The organism is Streptomyces sp. NPDC047017, from assembly GCF_040644175.1.
Classification (GTDB): domain Bacteria; phylum Actinomycetota; class Actinomycetes; order Streptomycetales; family Streptomycetaceae; genus Streptomyces.
Genome location: NZ_JBEYVW010000007.1, coordinates 12952 through 36792, shown reverse-complemented (window position 1 = coordinate 36792; position 23841 = coordinate 12952). Strand labels below are relative to the sequence as shown.

The 23841-nt window shown below is 71.3% G+C and carries 22 protein-coding genes and 2 pseudogenes; 9 read left to right on the top strand and 15 right to left on the bottom strand.

What is annotated here, in order from left to right:
- Positions 1-38 precede the first annotated feature (38 nt).
- From ABZ858_RS13710 to ABZ858_RS13700, 3 genes and pseudogenes are all read right to left on the bottom strand, one after another.
- Positions 39-155, bottom strand: a pseudogene (locus ABZ858_RS13710) (hypothetical protein); the annotation flags it as partial.
- Positions 152-421, bottom strand: coding sequence for a hypothetical protein (locus tag ABZ858_RS13705; RefSeq protein ID WP_361376285.1), 270 nt, complete (start codon positions 419-421; stop codon positions 152-154). The gene ABZ858_RS13705 and the pseudogene ABZ858_RS13710, both read right to left, overlap by 4 nt.
- Positions 391-693: an FAD-dependent monooxygenase gene (locus tag ABZ858_RS13700; RefSeq protein ID WP_361376282.1), complete on the bottom strand. Its 303-nt coding sequence runs from the start codon at positions 691-693 to the stop codon at positions 391-393. The genes ABZ858_RS13705 and ABZ858_RS13700 overlap by 31 nt, the downstream gene beginning before the upstream one ends.
- 14 nt (positions 694-707) lie before the next feature.
- Here ABZ858_RS13700 and ABZ858_RS13695 point away from each other — a divergent pair.
- Positions 708-944: pseudogene (locus ABZ858_RS13695) on the top strand (hypothetical protein); the annotation flags it as partial.
- Positions 945-1150: 206 nt separating this feature from the next.
- On the opposite strand, the gene ABZ858_RS13690 reads toward ABZ858_RS13695, so the two are convergent.
- On the bottom strand, positions 1151-3733 hold the full coding sequence (locus ABZ858_RS13690; RefSeq protein WP_361376279.1) for an FtsX-like permease family protein: 2583 nt from the start codon (positions 3731-3733) through the stop codon (positions 1151-1153).
- Positions 3734-3977: 244 nt separating this feature from the next.
- On the opposite strand from ABZ858_RS13690, the gene ABZ858_RS13685 reads away from it, so the two are divergent.
- Together ABZ858_RS13685 and ABZ858_RS13680 are read left to right on the top strand one after the other, a co-directional pair.
- Positions 3978-5288, top strand: a complete 1311-nt coding sequence (locus tag ABZ858_RS13685) for a histidine kinase (protein ID WP_361376276.1) — start codon at positions 3978-3980, stop codon at positions 5286-5288.
- A 43-nt stretch (positions 5289-5331) separates the two neighbouring features.
- On the top strand, positions 5332-6027 hold the full coding sequence (locus ABZ858_RS13680; protein ID WP_361376273.1) for a response regulator transcription factor: 696 nt from the start codon (positions 5332-5334) through the stop codon (positions 6025-6027).
- Positions 6028-6121: 94 nt separating this feature from the next.
- Here ABZ858_RS13680 and ABZ858_RS13675 read toward each other — a convergent pair whose 3' ends face one another.
- From ABZ858_RS13675 to ABZ858_RS13650, 6 genes are all read right to left on the bottom strand, one after another.
- Positions 6122-7315 carry an alpha/beta hydrolase gene (locus tag ABZ858_RS13675; protein ID WP_361376270.1) on the bottom strand — a complete coding sequence of 398 codons (1194 nt, stop codon included), beginning with the start codon at positions 7313-7315 and terminating at the stop codon, positions 6122-6124.
- 126 nt (positions 7316-7441) lie between these two features.
- Positions 7442-9421, bottom strand: a complete 1980-nt coding sequence (locus ABZ858_RS13670; protein WP_361376267.1) for a protein-arginine deiminase family protein — start codon at positions 9419-9421, stop codon at positions 7442-7444.
- 192 nt (positions 9422-9613) lie between these two features.
- The gene (locus tag ABZ858_RS13665) at positions 9614-11332 is read right to left on the bottom strand and encodes a HAMP domain-containing sensor histidine kinase (RefSeq protein ID WP_361376264.1); all 1719 of its coding nucleotides are present in this window, start codon (positions 11330-11332) and stop codon (positions 9614-9616) included.
- A gap of 70 nt (positions 11333-11402) precedes the next feature.
- Complete coding sequence (locus ABZ858_RS13660; protein ID WP_361376261.1) at positions 11403-12116, bottom strand: response regulator transcription factor; 714 nt, start codon at positions 12114-12116, stop codon at positions 11403-11405.
- Complete coding sequence (locus ABZ858_RS13655; protein WP_361377162.1) at positions 12101-12637, bottom strand: hypothetical protein; 537 nt, start codon at positions 12635-12637, stop codon at positions 12101-12103. Before ABZ858_RS13655 ends, ABZ858_RS13660 begins: the two co-directional genes overlap by 16 nt.
- An 8-nt stretch (positions 12638-12645) precedes the next feature.
- Positions 12646-12801, bottom strand: a complete 156-nt coding sequence (locus ABZ858_RS13650; RefSeq protein WP_361376258.1) for a TetR/AcrR family transcriptional regulator C-terminal domain-containing protein — start codon at positions 12799-12801, stop codon at positions 12646-12648.
- Here ABZ858_RS13650 and ABZ858_RS13645 point away from each other — a divergent pair.
- Genes ABZ858_RS13645 through ABZ858_RS13635 form a run of 3 tightly spaced genes read left to right on the top strand, consistent with a single transcriptional unit; the run spans position 12742 to position 15041 of the window.
- On the top strand, positions 12742-14415 hold the full coding sequence (locus ABZ858_RS13645; RefSeq protein WP_361376255.1) for an MFS transporter: 1674 nt from the start codon (positions 12742-12744) through the stop codon (positions 14413-14415). The genes ABZ858_RS13650 and ABZ858_RS13645 overlap by 60 nt on opposite strands.
- Positions 14416-14442: 27 nt before the next feature.
- On the top strand, positions 14443-14670 hold the full coding sequence (locus ABZ858_RS13640) for a hypothetical protein (protein WP_361376252.1): 228 nt from the start codon (positions 14443-14445) through the stop codon (positions 14668-14670).
- Positions 14565-15041 carry a TetR/AcrR family transcriptional regulator gene (locus ABZ858_RS13635; RefSeq protein WP_361377159.1) on the top strand — a complete coding sequence of 159 codons (477 nt, stop codon included), beginning with the start codon at positions 14565-14567 and terminating at the stop codon, positions 15039-15041. The genes ABZ858_RS13640 and ABZ858_RS13635 overlap by 106 nt, the downstream gene beginning before the upstream one ends.
- Positions 15042-15193: 152 nt before the next feature.
- Here the strand turns inward: ABZ858_RS13635 and ABZ858_RS13630 are convergent, their stop codons facing one another.
- From ABZ858_RS13630 to ABZ858_RS13615, 4 genes are all read right to left on the bottom strand, one after another.
- On the bottom strand, positions 15194-16237 hold the full coding sequence (locus tag ABZ858_RS13630) for a glycosyltransferase (protein WP_361376249.1): 1044 nt from the start codon (positions 16235-16237) through the stop codon (positions 15194-15196).
- On the bottom strand, positions 16234-17253 hold the full coding sequence (locus ABZ858_RS13625; RefSeq protein WP_361376246.1) for an NAD(P)-dependent oxidoreductase: 1020 nt from the start codon (positions 17251-17253) through the stop codon (positions 16234-16236). The genes ABZ858_RS13630 and ABZ858_RS13625 overlap by 4 nt, the downstream gene beginning before the upstream one ends.
- Before the next feature lie 122 nt (positions 17254-17375).
- The gene (locus tag ABZ858_RS13620) at positions 17376-18707 is read right to left on the bottom strand and encodes a nucleotide sugar dehydrogenase (RefSeq protein ID WP_361376243.1); all 1332 of its coding nucleotides are present in this window, start codon (positions 18705-18707) and stop codon (positions 17376-17378) included.
- On the bottom strand, positions 18704-19651 hold the full coding sequence (locus tag ABZ858_RS13615; protein ID WP_361376240.1) for a glycosyltransferase family 4 protein: 948 nt from the start codon (positions 19649-19651) through the stop codon (positions 18704-18706). Before ABZ858_RS13615 ends, ABZ858_RS13620 begins: the two co-directional genes overlap by 4 nt.
- A gap of 606 nt (positions 19652-20257) precedes the next feature.
- Between ABZ858_RS13615 and fabG the strand changes: the two genes are divergently transcribed.
- A complete protein-coding gene (gene fabG / locus ABZ858_RS13610) occupies positions 20258-21043 on the top strand; it encodes a 3-oxoacyl-ACP reductase FabG (RefSeq protein ID WP_361376237.1) in 786 nt (261 codons plus the stop codon).
- A complete protein-coding gene (locus tag ABZ858_RS13605; protein ID WP_361376234.1) occupies positions 21043-22491 on the top strand; it encodes a fatty acid--CoA ligase family protein in 1449 nt (482 codons plus the stop codon). Before fabG ends, ABZ858_RS13605 begins: the two co-directional genes overlap by 1 nt.
- Before the next feature lie 19 nt (positions 22492-22510).
- Here the strand turns inward: ABZ858_RS13605 and ABZ858_RS13600 are convergent, their stop codons facing one another.
- Positions 22511-22816, bottom strand: coding sequence for a hypothetical protein (locus ABZ858_RS13600; RefSeq protein WP_361376231.1), 306 nt, complete (start codon positions 22814-22816; stop codon positions 22511-22513).
- Positions 22817-23023: 207 nt separating this feature from the next.
- On the opposite strand from ABZ858_RS13600, the gene ABZ858_RS13595 reads away from it, so the two are divergent.
- Positions 23024-23830: a 3-oxoacyl-[acyl-carrier-protein] synthase III C-terminal domain-containing protein gene (locus tag ABZ858_RS13595; RefSeq protein WP_361376228.1), complete on the top strand. Its 807-nt coding sequence runs from the start codon at positions 23024-23026 to the stop codon at positions 23828-23830.
- The last annotated feature ends 11 nt before the right edge of the window (positions 23831-23841 follow it).

Below are 23841 nucleotides of genomic sequence, written 5' to 3'. Positions count from 1 at the left end.
TCGCCCAGGTGCCAGCGCTGTTTCTCATACGTCTCACCTACCAGCGGCAGCCCGGCGACCTCGCGCATTCCGCTCTTGCCGCCGTCCGCGGCGACGACGACGTAGCGAGCGCGCAGGTACCGTTCGCCGCCCGGTGTCGCGACCGTGACGGTCACCCCGTCCGGGCCCTGTTCCGCGTCGAGGGCGCGGAGCCGTACTCCACCGCGCCGCCGAGCACCTCCAGCCGGTGGCGCAGCGCTGCTTCGACATCGAACCGGCCGATCCAGGTCGGGTCCGGGTAGGGCGTGGCGAAGTTCTCGCCGGCCCGGACGGGCGGGATGGGCATGTCGACGACGGCACCGGACGGCTCGTGGAACCGTGTCGGCAGGTCGATCACCCCGCCCGCCGTGATCAACGGCGCCGCCCCCAGGTCGTCGAGCACCTCCAGGCGCGCGGCTGGATCGTCTTGGCCTTCGACGCGCGGTTCGCCTCGTGCGCCTGCTCGATGATCCGGCAGGTGGCACCGCTCCGGGCGAGATCGACCGCCAGGGTGAGGCCCGTGGGTCCTGCGCCGATGATGAGGGTGCGATGACAGACGGCGATCAGCAGCAGCCGGCCCGCCGCGGGCGTTCGCCGGGGAAGCGGGCGGCGATCCTGGAAGGCGCCGGGGCCCTGTTCCTCGCGACCCCGGCCCGTCTCTGCCGGCCTTCGCACGGCATATCGCGACCGTGGGATTCGGCTCGTCCGCGTACGTCCTGTTCCGCAAGCTCCTCACGGCGGCGGGACCGCTCCGGGGGCGTGTGTGGCAGGAGCTGGACGACCCTGACGAGCTGCTCGCGGAGCGCATCACCGCCTTCGGGGACACCGGGGCCCTGCACGTGCCGAATCCGCACCGCGCGACCGAACACTTCGTCGCGCTCACGTTCCTCGTCGCTCTCGAAGCACTCGACCGGCAGGAGGGCCCCGCGGCCATCGACGAGGTCCTCGTCGATGGCGTGGACGCGTTTCTGCGTGCGTACGCCCCGAGGGGATCTCTTACGACATCGCCCACTGCCCGGCCGGCACCACTTGAAACGACCGCGGGGGAGCCGGCAACGGCTCGATCACCGCCCGCGATGACCGCCGCGTCGGAGCCCCCGCGCACGCCGCCCTGTGTCCGACAGACAGACACCTACTGCGCCCTGATGGCACTGAGCAGGTTGAGGTGCGCGGCGCGGCGGGCGGGCCAGAGGGCGGCGAGCACCCCCACCAGACCGGCCAGCGCCAGGAAGAGGAACAAGTGCCTCCAGGGCACGACCAGTGCGAAACCGGGCAGGTCGGAGGCGAGCAGTCGACTTCCGGCCCACCCGAAGAAGGTGCCGAGCACGACACCGAGCAGACCGCCGAAGAGGGAGATGGCCAGGGACTCCATGCGCACCATGCGCTTGGCCTGCCGCGTGCTCAGCCCGATGGCGCGCAGCATGCCGATCTCCGACGCCCGTTCGGCCACCGACATGGCCAGGGTGTTGACGACGCCGAGGACAGCCACGATCACGGCCATCGCGAGCAGCCCGTAGAGAAGGTTGAGCATCATGGTGGTGCCGCGGGCGATGGAGTCGGAGACGTCCTGCTTGCTCTGGACGAGCACGGCCGGGTTGTCGCCGAGCGCCTTGGCGATGCGCCGCTTGACGGTGTCGCCGGGGCCGCTTTCGGTCTTCACCAGAATCTGCCGGGCAGTCTTCGTTCCCAGGTGCGCATCGAGGGTGCGGGTGTCGGTGATGATGCCGCTCAGCAGGTCATCGGCCTGATAGAGGCCGGCGACGGTCCACTGACCCCGTTCACCGTCCGGGTAGGTGACGGGCACCGTGGTGCCCGTGTGCCATCCACGCTGCTGTGCGGTGTCCGTGGAGACGATGATGCCGCGACCGCCGAACCCGGCGAGCGAGCCGTCGCTGAAGTCGGGCCGGAGCAGGCGGCGGACGGTGGCCGCGTCGACGCCGGTCACGAAGGTTTCCCGGCCGGTGACGCGGACCGGGACCTCGCGCAGGGGACTGACGGCGCTGACCCCGTCGGACTCCGCGAGGCGCTTCTCCACCGCCCCGGAGAGCGGCTCGTAGGTGGCCATCCGCACGACGTAGTCGGCCGAGAGAGCGGCGGTGGCCCGCTCGTCGATGCTTCGCCGGCTGCTGACCGCGAGCACCGTCAGCGCGGTGACGAGGGTGAGACCGATGGCGAGGGCCGACGCCGTGGCCGCGGTGCGGCGCGGATTGCGCAGCACGTTCTCCCGGGCGAGCTTGCCGCAGACACCGAAGGCGCGCAGCACCGGTGCGACGGCGGCGAGGAACGGGCGGGACAACAGGGGAGTGAGGACGATGACGCCGGTCATCAGGACCGCACCGCCCAGCACCATGACGAACTGGCCCTCGTCCATCGTCATCCCCGTCGCGCCCAGCACGGTGGCGGCGCCGGCCACGGTGATCAGGACGCCGAGGACGTTGCGCAGGAGAAGGGAGCGAGGGGTGGCTGCCGCGTGCACGCTGCCCATCGCCGCCACCGGCGCGGTTTTCGCGGCGCGGCGGCCCGGGAGCCAGGCCGCCAGCATCGTGATGCCGGTCCCGAGGGCAAACGAGGTGATGACCGTGGCCGGGGTGACGGCCACAGGGCCTTCGGGCAGGGTGTGTCCCCCCTTGCCCAAGGAGGAGGTCAGCGGGCCCATCGCCGCCCCGATGCCGATGCCGGCGGCGAGTCCCACGACCGAGGCCACCAGACCGACGACGAACGCCTCGACGAGGACCGAGCGGCTCACCTGGCGGCGGGTGGCGCCCACCGCGCGCAGCAGGGCCAGTTCCCTGGTGCGCTGGGTGACGAGCATGGTGAACGTGTTGGCGATGAGGAAGATCCCGACGAACAGCGCGACACCGGCGAAGGCCAGCAGGGTGGTGCGCAGGCTGGTCAGGCTGCTCTCGACGCGCAGAGCCTGTTCCTCGGCGAGTTCTTGTCCGGTGGTCGAGCGGAGATTCCCGGGGAGCACCTTGTCGACGGCTGCCGCCAGCTCGGTCTGGGAGGTGCCCGGTGCGGCCTTGACATCGACCTCGGTGAACGTCCCCGGCCGGGCGAACAGGTGCTGCGCGGTGGGCGTGTCGAACAGGGCGAGCGTGCCGCCCGCGGCGACCTCACTGGCGTCCGTGGTGAAGATGCCGACCAGTCGCGGTGTGCGGACCGGCCCGTCGACCGACAGGCGGACGGTGTCACCGACGCGGTACCCCGCCCGCTCGGCCGTCCTGGCGTCGAGCGCCACCTCGCCCGGCCCGTGCGGGGGGCGGCCGTCCTTGAGCGGATAGCGGACATCCGGCCCACCGCCGGCACTACTGGCACCGCCGGCACTACTGGCACCACCGACACCGCTGGCCACGGCGTAGTTGGCGCCCTGGGTGGACCATCCCGCACCCACCAGCTCGCCGTCCTTGCCGGCCACGGCGGTGAACCCGGAGACCACCGCGGTCACCGACCGCACGCCGGGCGCCTGCGCCATCCGGTGAACGAGTTCTGACGTCAGCTCAGGGGCCGTACCCGGCACAGCGCGGGCGCCGTCCGACCGGACGGCGACGTCCACGCGGTCGGACGCCTTGCCCGAGCTGTTCCGGTACGCGGCGGAGACGGTCGAGGTGAAGACCAGGGTGCCGGCGGCGAAGGCCACGCCGAGTGCCACGGCGAGGACGGTCATCAGCAGCCTGGCCTTGTGGGCGAGCACATTACGCAAGGCGGTACGGAACATGGGCGATCGGTCCTGGAGGAGAGGAGACGGCTACCGGGCGCGGAGAGTCCGCAGGCGAGCGAGGGCCCCTGCGGGTGCGTGTGGGATGGGATGGGACGGTGGGCTCGGCCCTCGTTCCCCGCCCTTCGATCATCCGCCAGGACAGGGCCGCCGCGGATCAACCGGAATACCGAACGGCCCGCACCCCGCGCATCGGCCGAAAAGCCGAGGTGGCCCACCCGGCACCGTCGTAACGTGGGGTGGCATGATCCATGCCTTCCGCGGCCGCTCCGGCACACATCAGGTCCTGTTCGTGCTGGCAGGTGCCGTCGTCCTCACCCTGCTGGTCGCCGAAGGGCTCAACACCGGCTTCGCCCCCACCGCGGCGGCCACCACCGTCACCGGTGGCCTGTGCGTAGCAGCTCTCTTCGTTCCGGCCGCGCGCTTCCTCCCGGTCGCCGGCTGCGCCGTGGCCGCCTCCCTCGCCCTGTCGGTGGCCGAACTGCAACTCGCCCAGCGGCCCGAGAACTCCCCGGGACTGACGGAACTGTGCGCACTCCTGCTGGTGATCGCCCGCACCGTGCGCCTTCACTCCCTGCTGCGGATCACCGCTCTGGCGCCCCCGGCGGGCGTGGCTTCCCTGCTGCTGCTCTTCCGGGTCCCGGGAACCGAGTACGAGCCGGTGAAGACCATCGGAGTGCCGGCGGTCCTCTTCGGTATCGTGATGATGATCGGGCTGGGCCTGTATCTGCGGCTCGCGGACACACTGCGCGACCGCGACCGGAGGGCCGCGGAGCAGGCCGCCCGCCAGACCGAGCGCCTGGAACACGCCCGGGAGCTGCACGACTTCGTGGCCCATCACGTCACCGCGATCGTCGCGCAGGCCAAAGCCGCCCGCTACGTCACCTCGGCCGGTGAGGCACTGGCCCCCGCGGACCTGGACCGGGTGTTCGCCGGGATCGAGGAAGCCGGTTCGCAGGCGATGGAGTCCATGCGCGGCATGGTCTCCGTGCTGCGCGCTCCCAAGGAGCCGGCCACCACCCGCCCCGGCGGTGATCTCACGCGCGTGCGCGGCCTCGTCGAGAGCTTCTCGGCCGCGGGCCGGCCGGCCCGGCTCACCCTCGACCCCCGGCTCGCGGAACGCTCCCTGCCACCGGAGATCGGTACCACCGTGCACCGCCTGGTGCAGGAATCGCTCACCAACGTCCGCAAGTACACGGACCCCACCGCACAGGTCACCGTGGACATCCGGCTCCGGGCCGACGACCCCGGCCGGCTGGACGTCTTGGTGACGGACGACGGCCGGGTCGCGGGCGGCACGGTGTTCCGCCCCCGGGGCGGCACGCCCGGCCGTCCACCGGCCGGCCGCCGCGACGCCGACTCCGGCCGACAGCCCACTTCCGGCCGACAGCGCGGTGGCAGCGGTGGCAGCGGTGGCTATGGTCTCATCGGACTGGCCGAACGGATCGAGGCCATCGGCGGACACTTCACCGCGGGCCCCCGGCACGGTCAGCCCGGTTGGGAGGTCAGCGCCGAGATCCCCCTCCCGCCGTCACCGCAAGGGAATTGCCCATGAGCACACGGCCGGGAATCCCCACCACCTCTGCGATCATGGGCACATGAAGATCCGGGTTCTGATCGCCGACGACCAGGACATGATCCGGTCGGCCTTCCGCATGATCCTCAGCGCCCAGCCGGACATGGACGTCGTCGCCGAGGCCGCCGACGGGGCCGACGCCGTGGAAACGGCCCGCCGGCTCCGCCCGGACGTCTGCCTGCTCGACATCCGTATGCCCGGAATCGACGGTCTGGCGGTCACCCGCCTGCTGGCCGGGCCCGAAGTACCCGACCCGCTCAACGTACTGATCGCCACCACCTTCGACCTGGACGAATACGTCTACCAGGCCTTGCGCAACGGCGCCTGCGGCTTCCTCCTCAAAGACGGCGCCCCCGCACTCCTCGCCGAGGCCGTGCGCGCGGCGGCGGCCGGCAACTCGCTCATCTCTCCCTCCATCACCGTCCGCCTCCTGCAGCACATGGCACCGCCCCCGCAGGAGCAGTCCGGCGCCCGCCCCGCTCCCTGCGCCACCCGTGCGAGCGGCCGGCTCGCCGAACCCCTCACCCAGCGCGAACTCGACGTCGTCCGCCTGGTCGCCCGGGGATACACCAACGAAGAGGTCGCGGCCGAGCTCTACGTCACCCACTCCACGGTCAAGACCCACCTGGGCAACATCCAGCGCAAGCTCGCCGCCCGCAACCGCGTCGAGATCGCGGCCTGGGCCTGGGAATCGGGAGTCTGCACCGGCCGGGGCTGAACTCCGCTGAGCCGGCCGGAGCAGCGTTCGGTCATCCGGCCGGGCACCGGGTCCGCCCGGAGCGGGGCGGATGGGCAGAGGTCCCGCGCGGGCGCTACCGGCCGACCCGCGCCTGTACGTCCACTTCCGTGATGCGGGACAGGGGATGCTCCCGGCCTTCCAGCACCGCGTCGGACCGGTGGTCGCCCATCAGGTACCTGCGGAAGTAGGCGCCGGCGTAGGTGCTCAGGACCTTCCGCTCCTGCGGCTCGGTCAGCTGTATGTCGGGCGTGGCGGTGCTGTCGTCGCCGCAGCGGCCCGGCCGGTCCGGGGAATGGCTCGCGTCGTCCTTCGCGGCCACTTCGCCGCTGTCCGGTGACCACCGGGTGTTGAAGAAGTTGTGATTGGCGCCGCGTACGGCGAAACGGTAGGTGGCGCCGGTGCCTTGAGCGGTCGCGTCACCGGCGAAGGAGAACGCTTCTGTGCCGACCTGCCCGTCGCAGGAGCCCCGCATCACGGCCAGTGGTGTGCTGTCGATGCGGTAGGCGGACATGTCCTCGGTCATGACGTTGTAGGCGGGAGCCAGCCCCAGCACCGCCTTCACCTTCACCCCGGCGGGCCATTGGCCGCGGTGGGCGTCCGCGGCCTGCCAGGTCACCCCGGCGCCTCCCCGTGAGTGGCCCAGGGTGCCGACCCGTTGCAGGTCGACGCGGTGACGGAAGTCGACGTTCGCCCGTTTCCCGGTGGCCGGGTCGATGAAGTGGCCGCTCAGCTGGCCCGTGCCGGTCGCGTCGAGCCGCTGCCACAGGGCCAGATGGCGGTTGAGGAGATCGGCGCGGGCGGAGGCGTTCTCGTCGCCGGTGACGGACGAGGCGTTGATGCCGTTGGCGCTCACCGACACCACGACGAAGCCCTGCGCCGCCAGGTCCTGGGCCAGGTAGTCGTACCCGTGGTCGCTGGCGATCGGCCGCACGCCGGGCGGGCACGGCCAGCTGAACAGCTTCTGACTGGCCGCGGCGAAAGCGTCCCAGTCGCCGGCCTTCTCGGCCGCGTCCCGCTCCGCCGCCGCGGTCCGGTCGGCGCACGTCTCGTGCAAGCCGTGCAGCATGACGACCAGCGGATGGCGCACCGCGCCATGAGGATCCTTCGGGTAGTGGACGGTCGCGGCCAGCTCCACGGGCTCGCCGGTCTCCGCGAGGGTGTAGGCCGCGGAGCCGAGGTCGTAGTCGACGACCCCCACGGCATACCGGCCGGCGGCTGCCACGCCGTGGGGGAGGGCGCCGGCCTGGGCGGTGCCTCCGGCTGACACCGCCAACACGGTGGCGGCGGCCACGAGTCCCCGGCGCGTACGGCGCCGGAGGCGGGCGGAATTCTCTGTCCAGTGCTTCACGGAATGCTCCAAGGGAGGTGAGGGAGAGGGAGGAGGGGGACGGGCTCAGTGCTCGCGCCACCAGCGCGCCTCGGGTCCGAGGACGTCCCGGAATGTGTTGGTGGCGCAGTGGATCTCGCCCTCGCTGACGTGCGGGCTGATGAGGTCGTCCACGTAGCTCACCTGATACCCGATGGCGCGGAAAGCCGCCGTGATGGCCTCGGCGAAGACGTCCTTGCCGTCCACGACCGGGCCGTAGGGCTTGGGGGCGACGTAGTGACCGCTGTTCAGCACGAGCCCGTTGACGGTGCCGGGGATCTCGGCGACGGCGTCCCGCATCGCCTCCAGCTGCTTCTGCTTGGCGTCCTTGTCCGGACCGTCCTTCATGGACCGGATCTCGGTCTCCAGCACGGCGTAGTCCAGGGACCGGGCGGTGAACAGGGCGGGAACCCGGACCATCTCCGCGTCCGTCAGACCGGTCTTCGCCTTGAGTACGGCCATGTCGGCGTCGATCCGTTCGGCGGCTCGCTCGTTGGTGCCGGTGAACTGGGCGTCGGCGAGGAAGGCGTTGACGGTGCGCTGATCGATCCGCCCGTCGTACGGCCACTCCAGCGCGGGCAGCCCGCCGTGCAGGAGGTCTGCGCCGTGGCCCTTCTTCCGCACCTCGCGCAGGAGAGCGAGGCCGGCCCGCGGATCGGCGACCACGGCCCGCCAACCCAGCCGGCTGCCGGGGGCCGGGACGAACTGCACGAACTCGTCGACGTGGCCGATGGTCAGCCACGAGGTGTCCAGGGAGACCGGGTCCTGCATGCCCTGGGCCCGCAGGAAGGCGAGCATCTCGGGAGCGGGACCGGTCTTGCCGGCGGCGAGGCCGTCACCGCCGATGATGACACGGCCGTGCGGGTTGCCGGGGCTCGGCGGAACCGTCTCCAGATTGCCCATCGAGTCGTAGCTGCTGTTCTCGTCGACGTCGGGCACATGGCTGATGTGGACGGCGGCCACATCATGTCCGGCGAGTTCGGTGAAGGCGGTCCGCGTGGCGATGCGCCGGTCGTCGTTGACCGAGGTGACCAGCACGCGCATGCCGTGCGGGCGGCCGTCCGGGCCGGGGACGGAGACGTAACCGGGTTCGAAGATGTCCTGTGCCCAGGTGTCTCCCTTGGTGTCGAGAGCACGGGAGGGGCGGCGCACTCCTCCGGCAGGCAGTGTGGCGTCCAGTTCCTTCACGAACGCTTCCGTGTAGGAGTCGCCTTCGTCGGTCCTGGCCCGCAGCACCTCCTGGACGGGTGCGGTGTTCAGCTGGGTGAGCACGGGGGCCTGCCGCAGATTCAGGGCGGCCGAGGAACTGACGCCGTCCGCGGTCACGGTGAGGGTGACGCGCGTACGGCCGTCCCACTTCGCGGCGTCCCTGACCACGTCCCGGCCCTCCACCCCGAGTTCCACGCCGCGGCGCAGCTCCTGAGCGGTGAACCGGGTCTCCGGACCGACCACCTCCCAGCCGAGCGGGGCGGAGCCGCCGGGCCGGTGGACGAACAGCCGGATCCGGCCGGCGTCCCGGGCGGGAACGGTGAGGCGCCCGCTCGCGGAGGCGGGGGCGTCGGCCCACGCCCGTGTGCGGAACCGGCCGAGGTCGGCCTCGTCGTCGCGGCCGTCGACTACATCGTCGGCGCCGTCATTGCACGCCGCCAGCTCGCGGTCGGTCCTGTTCTGCTCCCAGCGGTGGGTGCGGACCAGCTCGGCCCATTCCGCCTCGGCCTTCTCGCGGTCGGGTTCCTTCTCCAACTCCGCCTGCCGACGGTAGAACGCCTCGTCATTGGCGTTCTCGCGGTCCACGGCCCCGTCGACCAGCGTGCGGGCGCGCTTGCGGCAGACGCCCGCGTCGTCGTCGATGTTCGGCAGGAAGAGCAGGTCGGGCCCGGCCGTCCTCGGCTGGTCCGCGACGAGTGCGGCGACGGGTGCGCCGGCGGCGCTGGCGGGGAGGGCCGGTCCCAGGGCCCCGGCGGCCACGGCACCGGTCAGCAGGATGCCGCGAGTGTGCAGTCTCATGGCGCGCATGCTGGCAGAACAATATGCGCGTCCTGTCAGGAACTCATGGGCGCAAGCGCCCAGTTCGCCGGGACGCCTGCCCCGCGCCACCGAGGGGGCCCCACAGGGCACGCGGTACGTCAGCCCGGCCAGGTCACGCGGCAGGCCAGTCCGGTCAGGTGGTACGTCAGCCCGGCCAGGTCACGCGGTACGTCAGCCCGGCAGTCCCAGGGTGAACACCGTCCCCACCCCGACGGTGCTGTCCACCGAGACAGTGCCGCCATGTGCTTCCACCAGCTTGCGGACGATCGCCAGCCCCAGTCCGCTGCCGCCGGTGTCGCGGCTACGGGATTTCTCCCCACGCCAGAACCTGTCGAACACGCGGTGCAGATCCTCTGCCGCGATGCCCGCCCCGGTGTCCGCCACCTCGATCGTCGTCAGACCACCGGCCGCTGTGACCCGTACGGTCACCGAACCGCCGGAGGGAGTGTGCCGGATCGCGTTGGAGAGGAGATTGCCCACGACCTGCCGCAAACGCACCGGATCGCCCTCGATCCAGTGCTCCTGCGGTGCTTCGACGATGACCCGCACACCCGCCGACTCGGCGCGGGCCCGGTAGGCGGAGCCGGCCTGGTCCACCAGCTCGCCCACCTCGACCTGCTCGGGATACACGCGCAGCTCACCCGCGTCGGCCGCGGCCAGGTCCTGGAGGTCGTCGATGACGTGCTGGAGCAGGACGGCCTCCTCGTGCAACGAGGCGAGGAAGTCCTCGTCGGCCGGTACGTGGCCGTCCTGAGCCGCTTCCAGCCAGCCGCGGATGTTGCTCAACGGAGTCCGCAGTTCGTGCGCCACGTCGCTCACCATGACGCGGCGCTGCTCCTCCAGACGGTCGCGGTGGACGGCCATGTCGTTGAACGTCCTCGTCAGCTGCCCGATCTCGTCACCGGTGGTCACCGGGACCAGCGCACTGCCGCCGTCCCGCATGAGCCGGGCCGCGTCCGTCAGCGCCCGCAGCGGCCGGGCCAGCCTGGTGGCAGCGAGCACACTGACCCCCACGGCCAGGGCGAGGACCAGGGCCGCCGCGCCCACCACCTGCGCGATGCCGCTGCCGGAGAGGCGGAACCCCTGGACGGCTGTCTCCCCGGAGCCGACGAACAGCCGCGCCGGTGGCGCCACCGCGGACTTCAGCAGCGCTTTGCGGCCTTCGGTGACGCAGGCCGGGATCTGCCGCTCCGCGCCCTTCCGGAGGGGAGAAGCCTCCTGCGCCGCGGCCAGGCGCCAGGAGAAATCCGGTGACACCTTCACGCCGTCAAGGCCGGTGCCCTTGAGGCACTCGGCGACCAGGGCGTCGAGTTCGTGCAGCGCGGCGCGCTCGGTCGGCGTGGGCTCTTCCAGCGACGTGCTGTCGCAGGCCGCGGCCCGTCGGTCGTCCGAGCCGGTGAACGTGCGGATCCTGGGGCGTCCGCTCGGCGTGGTGACGACAGCGGCCTCCACTCCCTGCTGACGCAAGCACTCGACCTGCCGGAGCGCGAAGGCGTTCAGGGTCCGTTCCTCGGGGGCGGTGAGCTGGAACGGGCCGGTGGCGCGCGGGTCGATGGGGTCGGCGCGGTTGACGGACAGGGGGTCGATGACGGCCCACGCCCGGTCGGGCAGCCCGCCGGGCCGCGGCGCGCTGTCGGAGACCAGGGCGCCGGCCTGGGTGGTGAGCGCGATCCGGCGGCCGGTTCTCCGTGCCAGGTCACGGACTACAGGCCGTACGCCGTCCCAGTTCTTGTGCGTGGCCGCGTACCCGGTGAGGGTGTCCAGCAGCAGCGTGTCGTCGGCGAGGAGCCGGTCCTGCTGCTTCTCGACGGCGCCGGAGGTCGTCCGGACCGCGATCCAGGCGGTGGCGGCGACCGAACAGGTGGCGACCAGCACGGAGACGGCCAGCATCCGCACGAGGAGACCGCGGCGCCGCAGCAGACCGACGGCTCCCCGCTCTTCGACGTGCCTGCTCCCGCCCCTAGCCACGGTCAGGCCCCGCGGTGAGCTTGTAGCCGACGCCGTACACCGTGACCAGACGGGACGGCCGGCCAGCGGACGTCTCGATCTTCCTGCGCAGGTTCATGACGTGCGCGTCCACGGTCCGGGAGGAGACGAATCGGTCGACGCCGTGCAACTCCTGCAGCAACTGCCCGCGACTGAACACCCTCTCCGGCTGTTCCGCCAGCATGGCCAGCAGACGGAACTCTCCCGGCGTGCACTCGACCGGCCGCCCTTCCACGGTCACCAGATGGCGGACCGGGTCGACGGTGACCGCGCCGACCGACAGGACGGGGGAGGAGCCGGGGGCGTGCCGCGGTGCCGTCCGCCGCAGCAGGGTACGTACGCGTGCCACCAGTTCGCGCGGGCTGTAGGGCTTGGTGAGGTAGTCGTCGGCGCCGAGGTCCAGACCGAGGAGCAGGTCGTCCTCGGTCGCTCGCGCGGTGAGCATGAGGACGGGCAGTCCGGCCAGCTCCCCGTCCGAGGAACGGAGGATACGGACCACGTCCAAGCCGTCCACGCGAGGCATCATCACGTCGAGGACCACCAGATCCGGCGTGGAGCGCCGGATGTACTCCAGCGCGTCACGGCCGTCCCGGACGACCACGACGTCATGCCCCTCGCTCTCCAGGTAGACCCGGGCCAGCCGCGCCTGCTTCTCATCGTCCTCAGCAACCATCACATGTGCGCACACGCCGACGAGGATAGGCAGGTGACCGGGAATGAAGGGAGAAGAAGGGGCCACGCTGACGGGTCGCTGATCCCAGCATGACAACTTCCCCACATTTCGCGACGCGCTCGCCGCCTGACGGGCCGCGCGTCACGGTCCCGACCGGGCACGATCCTGACTGGGCGAACAGACCTTGTTTGTTGCCGGCAAGACTCCAGCACGCGCCCGCCCCGTCCGACAGCCCGACGACGGGCCGGACGCCGCCGTCCGGCTCGCCCACTGGCTCGGCATTCGCCTGAAGGCCCCGCCCGTCGCATCACCGGTGCGGCTGACGCAGCGCTTCGAGACCTGCCACGAGCAGGGCGAGGCCGAATGCGAAGTGGGGCGCGTAGTCCGGTTCGGTCAGGGTGGGGCAGGGCGGCCGTGAGGTGGGGGTACCCGCCGGAGGAGACCGCCTCGCGCCGGACCTCCGGGTCGGCCGGGGGACCACCCTGCGCCCGTAGTGCGGCCTGCTCCTCCAGGATGTGCCCGACGGCGAAATGGATCAGCGCCGTCAGGACCCGGGCCGAGCCCGCGTCGCTGAATCCGACGTCGCGCAGGACGCCTGTGCAGGCGCCTCCGCGAAGTCCAGGGTGCCCGGGCCGGTGGAGTGCGTCGCGGCGAACACACGGGCACCGTCGCGGTGGGTCGGCAGGGCCGCCTGCCGCAACGCCCTGGCCAGGCCGCGCAGACGTTGCTGGCGCTGTCCCAGACGCAGGCGCACGCCACGGCGACGGAGTTCCGCAAGGCGGCCGCGCTGGAGACGAATGCAGCCGCCGACGCTGCTGCCAAGCAGGCGCAGGAGGCAGCTGCCACCGCTGCCACCGCCAAGCAGGCGCGTACGACCGCGGAAAAGACGGAACAGGACGCCCAGGCGGGCGCCGCCGAGGCGAAGCGGCAGCGAGGGATAGCCGAAGCCGAAAAGGCCAACGCTGAGCGGGAACGCGACACTGCGGCGAGCGAGCGCCAGAGGGCCCAGGCCGCCGAGTCCCGGGCACAAGAGGAACAGACCAACGCTGCACAGGCCCGCACCGCCGCGGAATCCGCACAGATCGTGGTACCCCTGGCCGCGTCGCTGGCGCCGGGCCACCAGCGCGGGTCGGTGGTGGACACGGTGATGAGCGGTCTGCTCATCGGGATCATGATCGCGCGTACCGTCGCCGGGCTGCTTGCCCAAAGAGGCGACTGGCACCTGGTGTTCGTCTTCGCCGCGGCCTTGATGGCGGTCCTGGCAGTCGTCCTGCGGCTGGTCCTGGCCCCCGTCCCGCCGTCGGAGCACACCACCTGTCCCCGACTGCTCCGCTCGGTGGCGACCCTGGTGCGCACCGAATCGCTGCTGCGCAGGCGCATGGTCCTGGCCGCGGCCGGCATGGGCTGCTCCACCGTCCTGTGGACCGCGTCGTCGTTCCTGCTGGCCGACCCGCCGTACGCGTACGGACCCGCCGTCATCGGCCTGTTCGGCCTGGCCGGCGTCGCCGGGGCTGCCGCCGCGATGAGGACCGGCCGGCTCACCGACCGCGGCCACGGCCGTCCGGTGACCTCGGGCGGACGGATCCTGCTGACGGTCAGTTGGCCCGTGCTCGCCGTCGCCGCGGAGGGCGGACCGGGCGGCCTGATCGCGCTGGTGATCGGCATCGTGGCGCTCAACCTCGCCCAGCAGTCCCTGCTGATCAGCCACCAGAGCGCGATCTACCGCCGGGCCCCGCACGCGCGCAGCCGGGTGACGACGGCCCTCATGGTGTCCGCGTTCGCCGGCAGCACGCTCGCCTCGGCGTTGACCGCGGCGCTCTACCCGCTCCTGGGGTGGCCGGGGGTGTGCGGGCTCGGCCTTGTCATCGCGCTGGCGGGCGTCGCGACCTGGGTGCTGGAGCTGGCCCACCCCAGCCCCGCCGAACCGCTCGCCGCGCCGCCGGTGGCCACGGACACCGGCGCGGGCGCGGGCGACGGGCGCCCGACAGGCAGGCTCCCGACAGACGGGCGCCCAGCAGCACCCTGCGCGGCTTCACGCCGTACGAAGCGTTCACGCCGTCAGGAGGTCGGCCGGCCGTGCCTGAGATCCGCCGAGTGGCGAACCTCGACGACTACCAGCAAGTCGCGCACCGGTACGCCGACTGGAGCGCCCTGCCGGACAGCGGGCACCTCACGGTGTTCACCGAGCCCTTGGGCGGTACGGAGGACGTGGTCGCCGCGCTGGAGCCGTACGACGTGGTCGTGGCCATGCGCGAGCGCGCCGCGTTCCCCGCCGCGGTCACCAGCAGGTTGCCGAACCTGCGTCTCCTGGTGACGACGGGCCCGCAACGCCGCCATCGACGTGGCCGCGGCCCGCCGCCACGGAATCGTGGTGTCGGGCACGCGCGGAGCAGGGCCGGCCTCGACGGCCGAGCTGACGTGGGGCCTGATCCACGTCAAGCCACCGGACTGTCCTCGGCGAGCCTGTACGGCGCCTTCGGCTCCAAGCAGGGCCTGTTCGAACGCGCGGCAGAGCACTACATCGCCGGGCCGGGCAGCGTCACCGACGTCATCGCCGACGAGACCCTGAGCCCACGCGAGGCTGTCGCCCGGCTGCTGCACGCATCGATCGACATGCAGACCGACACTTCCCACCCCCGCGGCTGCCTCGTCGCCCTGTCCGGCACCGTCCGGGCACCCGGGGACGGCGAAGCCGCGGTACGCCGGATGATGGCGGCACGCCGTGCGGCCGACCGGGCCCGCGTCAGGCGGTGCGTCGTCCGTGGCATCGCAGCCGGAGAGCTGGCGGAGGACACCCATGTGGACGGCTTGACGTCCATGATCCACAGCTTCCTGCTCGGCGTCTCCACCCAGGTCTGCGACGAGGTGCCCGCCCGTGACCTGCACGCCGCGGCGGACGCCGTGCTCGCCGCCTGGCACCCACCGGACCGGCCGGCCTGACCGGCACACCAACGGCCCCGATGCGGAGGATGCGGAGGATGCGAAGAGCGGGGGCGGACCTGCCGGCTGATCCACGTCGCCGGGACCCGCCGGGCGGTCGCCGAGTGCTTCCAGGCCAGGCCTGCGAGGCGCTGAGGCACTTCAGCCCCGCTTCAGTCCCGCCAATGATGTTCCATCACCTCAAGCATCACCGTCGGCTTCTGCCACACGTCCCGCTCCTTGTGGACCCAGGCGGAAGCCGCCCGGCCCAGCGCGCGCGCCTCGTCGCGGTGGGAGGCGACCCATCGGAGGTGCTGCGCCACCTTCGCCACGTCGGGGACGCCGCGGACACCGCAATGCCCCAGATGAGGCTCGTACACGTCCTCCCAGTGGGACGGGGCCACAGGCAGCACGAGATCACCCGCGTCCGCGCAGACGTCGCCCTGGCCTTCGGAGGACAGGGCGATGACGGGCAGGCCGGTGGCCATGCCCTCGACGAGGGGCAGGCCGAACCCCTCGCTGCCCAGGGCGAGGAGTACGTCGGCCTGTTCGTACCAGTGCAGGATGCCGCGGGTCGGTTCGTTCTCGTCGACGATCGTGATGCGCGGATCGCGTACGGCCAGCCCGCCGCGGCCCTCCACGCCGAACCGTGCCTTGACCACCAGACGTGCCGCGGGGTCGTCGGCGAAGGCCAGCCGCCACGCCTGGATCGCCTGGGCGACGTGCTTGCGGGGCACCACCGTGCCCACCACCAACGTGGTGACACCCTCGCGCTCCGGGCGTGCGACCCAGGGGTACACCTCGGGGTCGACACCGTCGGGAGTGACCTCGACGGGGACGGTGATCCCGCTGTCGCGGAACATGCGGGCGACGAAGCGGGTCGGCACCATCAGCACGCGCGCCCGGTTGAGCGGCCCCACCCAGCTCGCCGGAAGCCGGCTGGACTCCCACATGGTGTGCATCATGAGGGGGCGGCCCGCGTACCGGTCGAGTTCCGGACGGACCCACGAGTTGAACAGCAGCGGACCTGTCCCGACGGGGCCGGCCGCCTCCACGATGTCGAGCATCTCGGCCGAAAGGCCGTCCGTCTCCAGTTTGAAGGGGAGCAGGTTCACCCGGACCCCCAGCCTGCTGAGACCCAGGACGATGTACTCGGACATACCGGCGTAGCCGTCGTAGACGTAGAACTCACCGGCCAGGTCCAGCGTCCTGATCATCGCCGGTCCGTCACGGGCTCGGTTTCGCGCACCCAGGCGATGACTTCGTCCAGCATGGCCTCCAGCGGTGTGTCGGCGACGAAGCCCAGTACCTCCTCGGCCTTGCCGGTGTCGGGCCTGCGCACGCGGACATCGTGGGGAAAGGGCTCCTCGCAGCGGAGCGTGAACGGCTCTCCGGGGTTGATCCGGTCCCAGACGAATCGAGCCAGTTCGGCGATCGTGCAGCCGTGCCGGCCGGACAGGTTGAAGTCCTCGTTGTACGCCGCGTCCGACTCCATGGCGAGGACGACGCCGCGGGCCATGTCGCGGGCGTAGGTGAAGGTGCGGAACTGGTTTCCGTCACCCAGGACGCGGAACGGGTTCTCACGGCGCAGCGCCCGCTCGACGAAGTCGGGGATCACATGGCCGCGCACCATGCGCTGCTGGTCACCGGAGGACGTGCTGGTGTGCGGTGCGTGCCGCTCGCCCGCGCCCACGCAGTTGAACGGGCGCACGATGGTGTACGGCAGGCCGTACTGCGACCAGGCCGCCCGCGCGTAGTACTCGACGGCCAGCTTCTGGAAGCCGTAGGCGGTGGAGGGCGGGGCGATCTCGCGTTCGTCGCCCTCGCGGAAGCCGATGCCCGCGTGGTGTTCGTACACCATGGAGGAGCTGAGGTAGGTCACCTTGCGCAGTCCTTCGCCCTGCCGCCGGATGCCGACCTCGGCCGCCGCGCCGGTCAACTGGTTGTTGGTGGCCAGGATGTCGTACGCGAGATCCTTCATGTATCGCACGCCGCCGATGAGGGCGGCGTTGGCGATGAAGTGGTCGCAGCCCGCCGACAGCTCGTACAGGAGATCTCTGTCCGCGGCGTCGCCGACCACGTGCGTGTAGCGCTCGTGGTCGGGCAGCGTACGTGCCGGCCGTCCGTACTTGGCGAGATTGTCCAGGCCGACGACCGTGTACCCGCGTTCCAGCAGTTCTTCGACGACATACCCGCCCAGGAAGCCGGCCGCCCCCGTCACCAGCACCTTCACGTCGTTCCCACCCTTCTCTTGTTCTCTTGAACCGAAATGTGTGACCCCATGACCCCTGCACCTGCCCCCTGCACCTGCCCCATCCCCCTGCCCCTGCCCCTGCCCCTGCGGAGCCGATCCGCCTACGCCCGGCGGGCCAACTGGCCCTCTCCGAAGGCCAGATACCGCACGGCTCCCTTCAGCTCCGCTCCCGCCCTGGCGTGCAGGGCCCACGCGTCGTAGACGAGCCCGGGGCCCGCCATCCGCTCGGTGATCCACTGGAGGGACAGCTGGCTGTACGTGGTGTGGTTGGTGCCGATGATGACCAGATTGGCGCCCTCGACGGCCTCTTTGGCCTCCGCGCACGGCTGGTAGCCGAGGGCTCGCTGCCTGTGCTCCGGCACCGCCGGGTCGTGCGAGCGGACCGCCAGGTCGCCGTGGCGGGCGCGCAGGTGCGCCACGATCTCGACCGCCGGTGAGGACCGCTCGTCATCGGTCTCGGGGTGCCCCTTGAACGCGACACCGAGGAGTGCGACGGTCAGCGGACCGAAGCCGGCCGTGCGCGAGATGTGCTCCGTCAGCTCATGGGCGACCTGCGCCGGAGTGCGGCGATGGACCGTACGGACACCGCTCAGCAGCTCGGAGACCGGTGCCCCGTGATCCTGGAAGGCCCGGGAGAGGATGGCCGTGTCCTTGGGGAGGCAGGACCCGCCGACCGGCCCGGCGAAGGGCATCGCCGCGCGGTCGTACCCTGCCGCCGCGGCGTCGCGCACCTCCCGGGCGCTGACCCCCACGCTCCGGCAGAGCCGGGCGAGTTCGTTGGCGAAGGCGAAAACGGAGTAACGGTAGGCGTTGCAGGCCAGCTTGGCGAGTTCCGCCGTCTCCAGGTCGGACACCTCGACTATGCCGGGTGTCAGGACACGGAACAGGTCCGCGGCCCGCTCGGCCGCGCGGGAGGAGCCGGCGGAGACGATCTGGGGAAGGCTGCGCAGTTCCTGCACGGCTATGCCCTGAACGGTCCGCTCCGGGCAGAAGGCCAGTTCGATGTCCGCGTGTGTGCGCAGTTCGGCCAGGAGGCGCCGGGACGTGCCCACCGGCACGGTGGAGCGGAGGATCACCAGATTGCCGTCGACCGCCACCTCGGCCACCGACCGTGTCGCGTCCTCCACCTGGCGCAGGTCGGGCGTGCCGTCGTCGTCCACGGGGGTGCCCACGCACACGATGTACGTCTCCACGTCCCGGCCCGGCGGGACGGAGTCCGTCACCGTGAACAGGCCGCGGTCGATCACCCCGGCCAGATCCAGGCCCTCCTCCCGTACATGGGGCTCCTTGCGCGCCAACTGCTCGCGCACCGCGCGGTTCCGCTCGACACCGACGACCCGGCACCCCTGCGCCGCGAGTGTGACAGCGAGAGTGAGCCCCACGTAGCCGAGACCGACGACGCAGACCGCGCCGGTCCCTTCCTGCCCCGTCACCTCGGCACGCTCCCCTCGGAACGGCGACGCGCCGGTGACCGCAGCGGCTGTCGCGGATGCAGGTAAGTCTCCATGGTGTCGAGCAACGAGGGCCCCTTGTTCCACAGGTTGCGGTGTGCGTGCACCCACTCCGACGCGGCCGCGCCCATGGCCGTCGCCTCCTGCCGGTGCTGGGCCACCCAGCGCAGTCGCCGCGCGACCTCCTGGACGTCAGGGACACCGCGCACCCCGCACCGCCCGTATCCCGGTTCGTCCGCCACTTCCCACGTTGCGGGGCGCACGGGCAGCAGAAGGCCGTCGGCGTCCGCGCAGATGTCACCTTGTCCCTCGGAGGACAGGGCGATGACGGGCAGGCCCGTGGCCATGCCCTCGACGAGGGGGAGCCCGAACCCTTCGCTGCCCAGGGCGAGGAGCACATCGGCCTGTTCGTACCAGTGCAGGATGCCGCGGGCCATCTCCTGATCGTCGACCAGGGTGATCCGCGGATCGCTGACCGACAGGCCGTACGCCTGGGCCGTCTGGAAACGGGACTTGATGATCAGGCGCGCGTCCGGGTCGTCCGCGAAGGCCAGTTGCCAGGCCGCGATGCCCTCGGAGACGTGCTTGCGCGGCAGTACCGTGCCCACGATCAACGTGGTCACGCCCTCGCGGACCGGGCGCTCGACCCACGGATACAGCCCGGGATCGACGCCCTCGGGGATCACTTCGACGGGGACGGTCACGCCGCTGGAGCGGCAGACGCCGGCGACGAAGCGGGTCGGCACGATCACGGCGCGGGCGCGGTTCAGCTTGCGGGGCCAGTCGGCGGGCAGCTCGCTCGACTCCCACATGGTGTGCACGAAGTGCTCGGTGCCGGCGTAGAGCTCGAGCTCCGGTTCCAGGGCGGCGGAGAAGAGAACGGGCCCTTCCTCGTACGGTGTGGAGTTCACGAGCAGGTCGTGCATCCGTGGGGATAACCCCTCGGGGAATACCTTGATGGGGATGATGTTGACCCGAGCGCCTTCTCGGTCCATTCCCAGGGCGGCGTACTCTGCCAGACTTCCGTAGCCGTCCGCTACGAGAAAATGCGCCACCAGATTGACGGGCGCAGGGGCGTTCTCATTCACGATGCGACGGGCCTGCTTTCCACTTGTGACTGTCGGACGCATTACCGCGACCGCCCCATGGATGCGGGGTAAAGGCAGGCCCGGGGGAGTGCATCGGACCCGCGCTCGGGCCAGCATCACGGCTCTGATCAGCGACTTCTTGACGAAGGTGCGAGATCGATCGAGGTGGTCCTTCGGGACGCTAAACAACTAATGCGATTTAGTCAACAGCCCGGCAAGCGCTGCCCGTTGGGGTGCTGCGACCGTTGATTTCCCGCCAAGTCCGGCGGCGCTTGACCATGCGTCGAAAGGTGTTCTAGCGTGACGGACGTTTCATGCGGAACACGGTACGACTTCGCAAGAAGTCCCTTGTTTATTCGGCGCCGGCGGTGGGCAGAGGGCCGCTGCTCGCAGCTGAATGGCACCCCGAATCCAGGCTGCCTCGGGGGGAACGGTGGAGCATTTGTGAACGAACGCATAGCCGTGGTGACGGGAGCCGCCGGCGGAATCGGGTCGGCCACGGCCCGCTGCCTGGCGCGTGCGGGGACCGCGGTCGCCCTCGTCGACATCGAGGCCGAGAGCGTCACCGGCCTCGCCGCGGAGATCACCGCCGCGGGAGGCCGCGCGCTGCCCGTGCGGTGCGACGTCACCGACCCCGTACAGGTCAAGGCGATGGTGCGCACCGTCGCCCGGGAGTTCGGCGGCCCGCACATCCTGGTCAACAACGCGGGCATCCTCAGCGACAGCGAACTGCACCTCATGTCCCGGGCCGACTGGGACGCGGTCCACGCCGTGCACCTGCGCGGCGCCTTCCTGTGCGCCCGTGCCGTGTACCGGCACATGGCCAGAGGCCGCTGGGGCCGCATCCTCAACCTGTCGAGCGTCTCCTCGCTCGGCGCCGCGGGCCAGGCCAACTACGCGGCGGCGAAGGCCGGGGTGGAGGGGATGACCCGTGCGCTGGCCGTGGAACTCGGTCCGCTCGGTATCACGGTCAACGCCGTGGCCCCGGGTTTCATCGAGACTCCGCTGCCCCAGGGCGCCGGCGGCTCGGAGGGAGCAGGCGGTGCCTGGTCGGCGGCAGCGGCCGAGACGGCACCCGTGCGCCGGGCCGGACGCCCGGAGGACGTGGCGGCGACGCTCGCCTTCCTCGCGGGGGACGAGGCTTCGTACATCACCGGTCAGACGATCCACGTCGACGGTGGGCTGCCCCTGGGGCGACTGTCCCTCGACGGGTGTGGGGTGGAGAACTGATGCACCAGCAAGTGGAACGACACGCGGCCGGCCGCCCCGAAGCCTCCGCCGTGCGCGTCTTCAGCGCGGGCCGATGGACCGACACCGACTGGCTGCGGCTGCGCGACCTGGCGGCGGGGGTGAGCGGACACGCCCGCCGCGCGTACCGTACCGGTGGGCCCGTGGTCCTGGCGCTCGACAACTCCGCCGAGAGCATCGCGGTGTTCCTCGGCCTCACCTCGGCCTCGGTCGATGTCCTGTGCCTGGAGGCGGACCCCTCGCGGGGCGAGACGCAGCGGGCGCTGGCGCGGCGCATCGGCGCCCGGGACTCCATCGGCCCGGCAGGCGGCGACGGTGTCCTGTCGTACCCGGAGGTGCTGGACACGGCCAAGGGCCCGCTGCCGGCGCCGGACCGCAACCCCGAGATCCTCGGGATGACCTCCGGGTCCACCGGCGAGCCCCGGATCGTGCGCCAGAACCTCGCCAACATCGAGCGCGGCGGACGCATCTACCGCGACACGTACGGCTACACGGAGCACGACAGCCTGCTCGGTCCGATCCCGATGGCTCATTCCTTCGCCATGATGGGGCTGCTCGCCGGGGCCCTGGTGTCGGGCGCCCGCACAGTGACCATGCCTCGCTTCAGCGTCAGCGCGGTGCACACAGCCCTCGACGAAGGTGCCACCGTGCTGCTGGGCACCCCCATGATCTACCGCATTCTCGGCATGGCGGCACGGCCGGCCGGCCCCACGTCCTGCCTGCGCGCCCTGCTGTCGTCGGGCGGACCGCTCCCGGGGGACACCCGGGCACAGGCGGAGCGCGTGTTCGGTCTGCCCGTGCGCCAGATCTACGGCAGCACGGAGGCCGGCGTGATCGCGTGCCAGTACGACGGCGAAGAACAGCGGCGGGCCGGGAGCACGGGCCGGATCCACCCCTCGGCGACATGGAAGCTGCGGCCCGCCGGTGACGCCGATGCGCCGGTGGGGTCCGGGTGGCTGCACGTGCGCACCACCACCCTGTTCGCCGGCTACCTCGGCGGCGACGACGCGCTGGACGAGGACGGCCTCTACGACACCGGGGACCTGGTCAGCGTCGACTCCCGGGGCGAGCTGACGGTACTGGCACGCAAGACCAGCTTCATCAATGTCGGCGGGCGCAAGGTCGAGCCCGGCCGGGTGAGCGGCGCCTTGGACGCGTGCGCGGCCGTGGCCGAAGCACATGTCTTCGGCCACGAGGAGGACGGAGAGGAGTCGGTGCACGCGGCGGTCGTGCTGCGCGACCCGAGCGATTCCGTCGCCGACGTACTGGCGTTCTGCCGCGAGCGGCTGGCCGCCTATGAAGTGCCGCACCATGTCCACGTCCTGCCGGCCATACCGCGGACCACGTTGGGGAAGGCTGATCTCAGCGCGATCAAGCAGGCGTGTGCCCTGCCCGCAGCGGCCGCCCCGGGCGACGGGAGCGGGCGGTGATCCCTCGGCCCTGCCGCGATCAGGCCACCGGGGGCCGGGACTCGGCAGCCACCACCGCCGCGAGATGCCCCGGAGTCGCCCGGTCGAAGACGGCCGTCACCAGGGCGGCGCGCAGCCGCTCGGCGGCATCTCCTTCGACCGGCTGCCAGAGATCGACGAGCCGGGTGATCAGATCGACCGCGCGCAGGGAGTCGCCCCCGCTCGCCACGAAATCCTCGTCGCGCGCCAGCGGCACACGGCTGAGAAGGGCGCCCATCTCCGCACCGATCACCCTGGATATGCGGACGACATCACTGAACGCCTCGTCGGCTGCTCCGTTGACCATGGCCGCAATAGTAGAGGGAATTCCGGGGGACGAACACCCCGTCCGTTTCCCTGAGTGGGCGAGGAGATCGCGTTGACCGTGCTCCGAGAAGTTTCTGGACACTGGCCCGAGAAGTCCGTCGCGGCCCGGGAGTTCCTACAGCGGAGCGGGGTCCCTGAAGCACGTGTCAAGCTTTATGAACGGTACTTCGGATTCTTACGCGTCCGAGTGTCCGAGGAAGAGGACACCGCGCGACTGCTCCTGGCCGCGGCGCACGGCCTGACAGGACTGCGAGGCAACGAGCGACGCGTGCGCTACGTCCTCCAGGGCCGCACGATGCCGGTGGGCGCCCCGTATCCGCGCAGCACCGTGCACGAGGTGCGCGATGCCCTCGGGCTGCACGGCGCACACGCCTTCTGCGTGACCCAGCACGCCTGCGCGTCGGGCCTGCTGGCCGTCGAACTCGCCGGGCGGCTGCTGGCGGCCGACGGCGACCCGCAGGCGCTCGCCCTGGTCCTGACCGGGGAAAAGGTGTTCACGGAAGGCGCCCGCGTGATTCCCGACACCGGGGTGATGGGGGAGTCCGCGGCCGCCGTTCTGGTGAGTCCGGGCGGTCCGGGCGATCGCCTGCTGGGCTATGCGACGCAGACCTGCGGCGCCTTCGAGGACGGCATGGGCATGACGCCGGAAGCGGCCGAAGCGTTCCAGGAGGCCTATCCGCAGGTGCTGGCGCAGGTCATCAGGTCCGCCCTGGCACGCGCCGGCCTCGGCTTCGGGGACATCGACCTCATTCTGCCGCACAACGTCAATCGGCTGTCCTGGATCCCGGTTCTCAAGGAGCTGGGAGTGCACGGCGCAGGACGGGTCTTCACCGAGAACATCGCGAAAATCGGCCACTGCTTCGGCGCGGACCCCTTCCTCAACCATGTGTCCGCCCGTGAAACAGGGCGACTTCTTCCGGGGAGCCGGTATGTGATGACCGCTGTCGGGCTCGGTGCGACGTTTTCCGCCATGGCATTCGAACACGGAAAGTGAGTAAGGAAAGT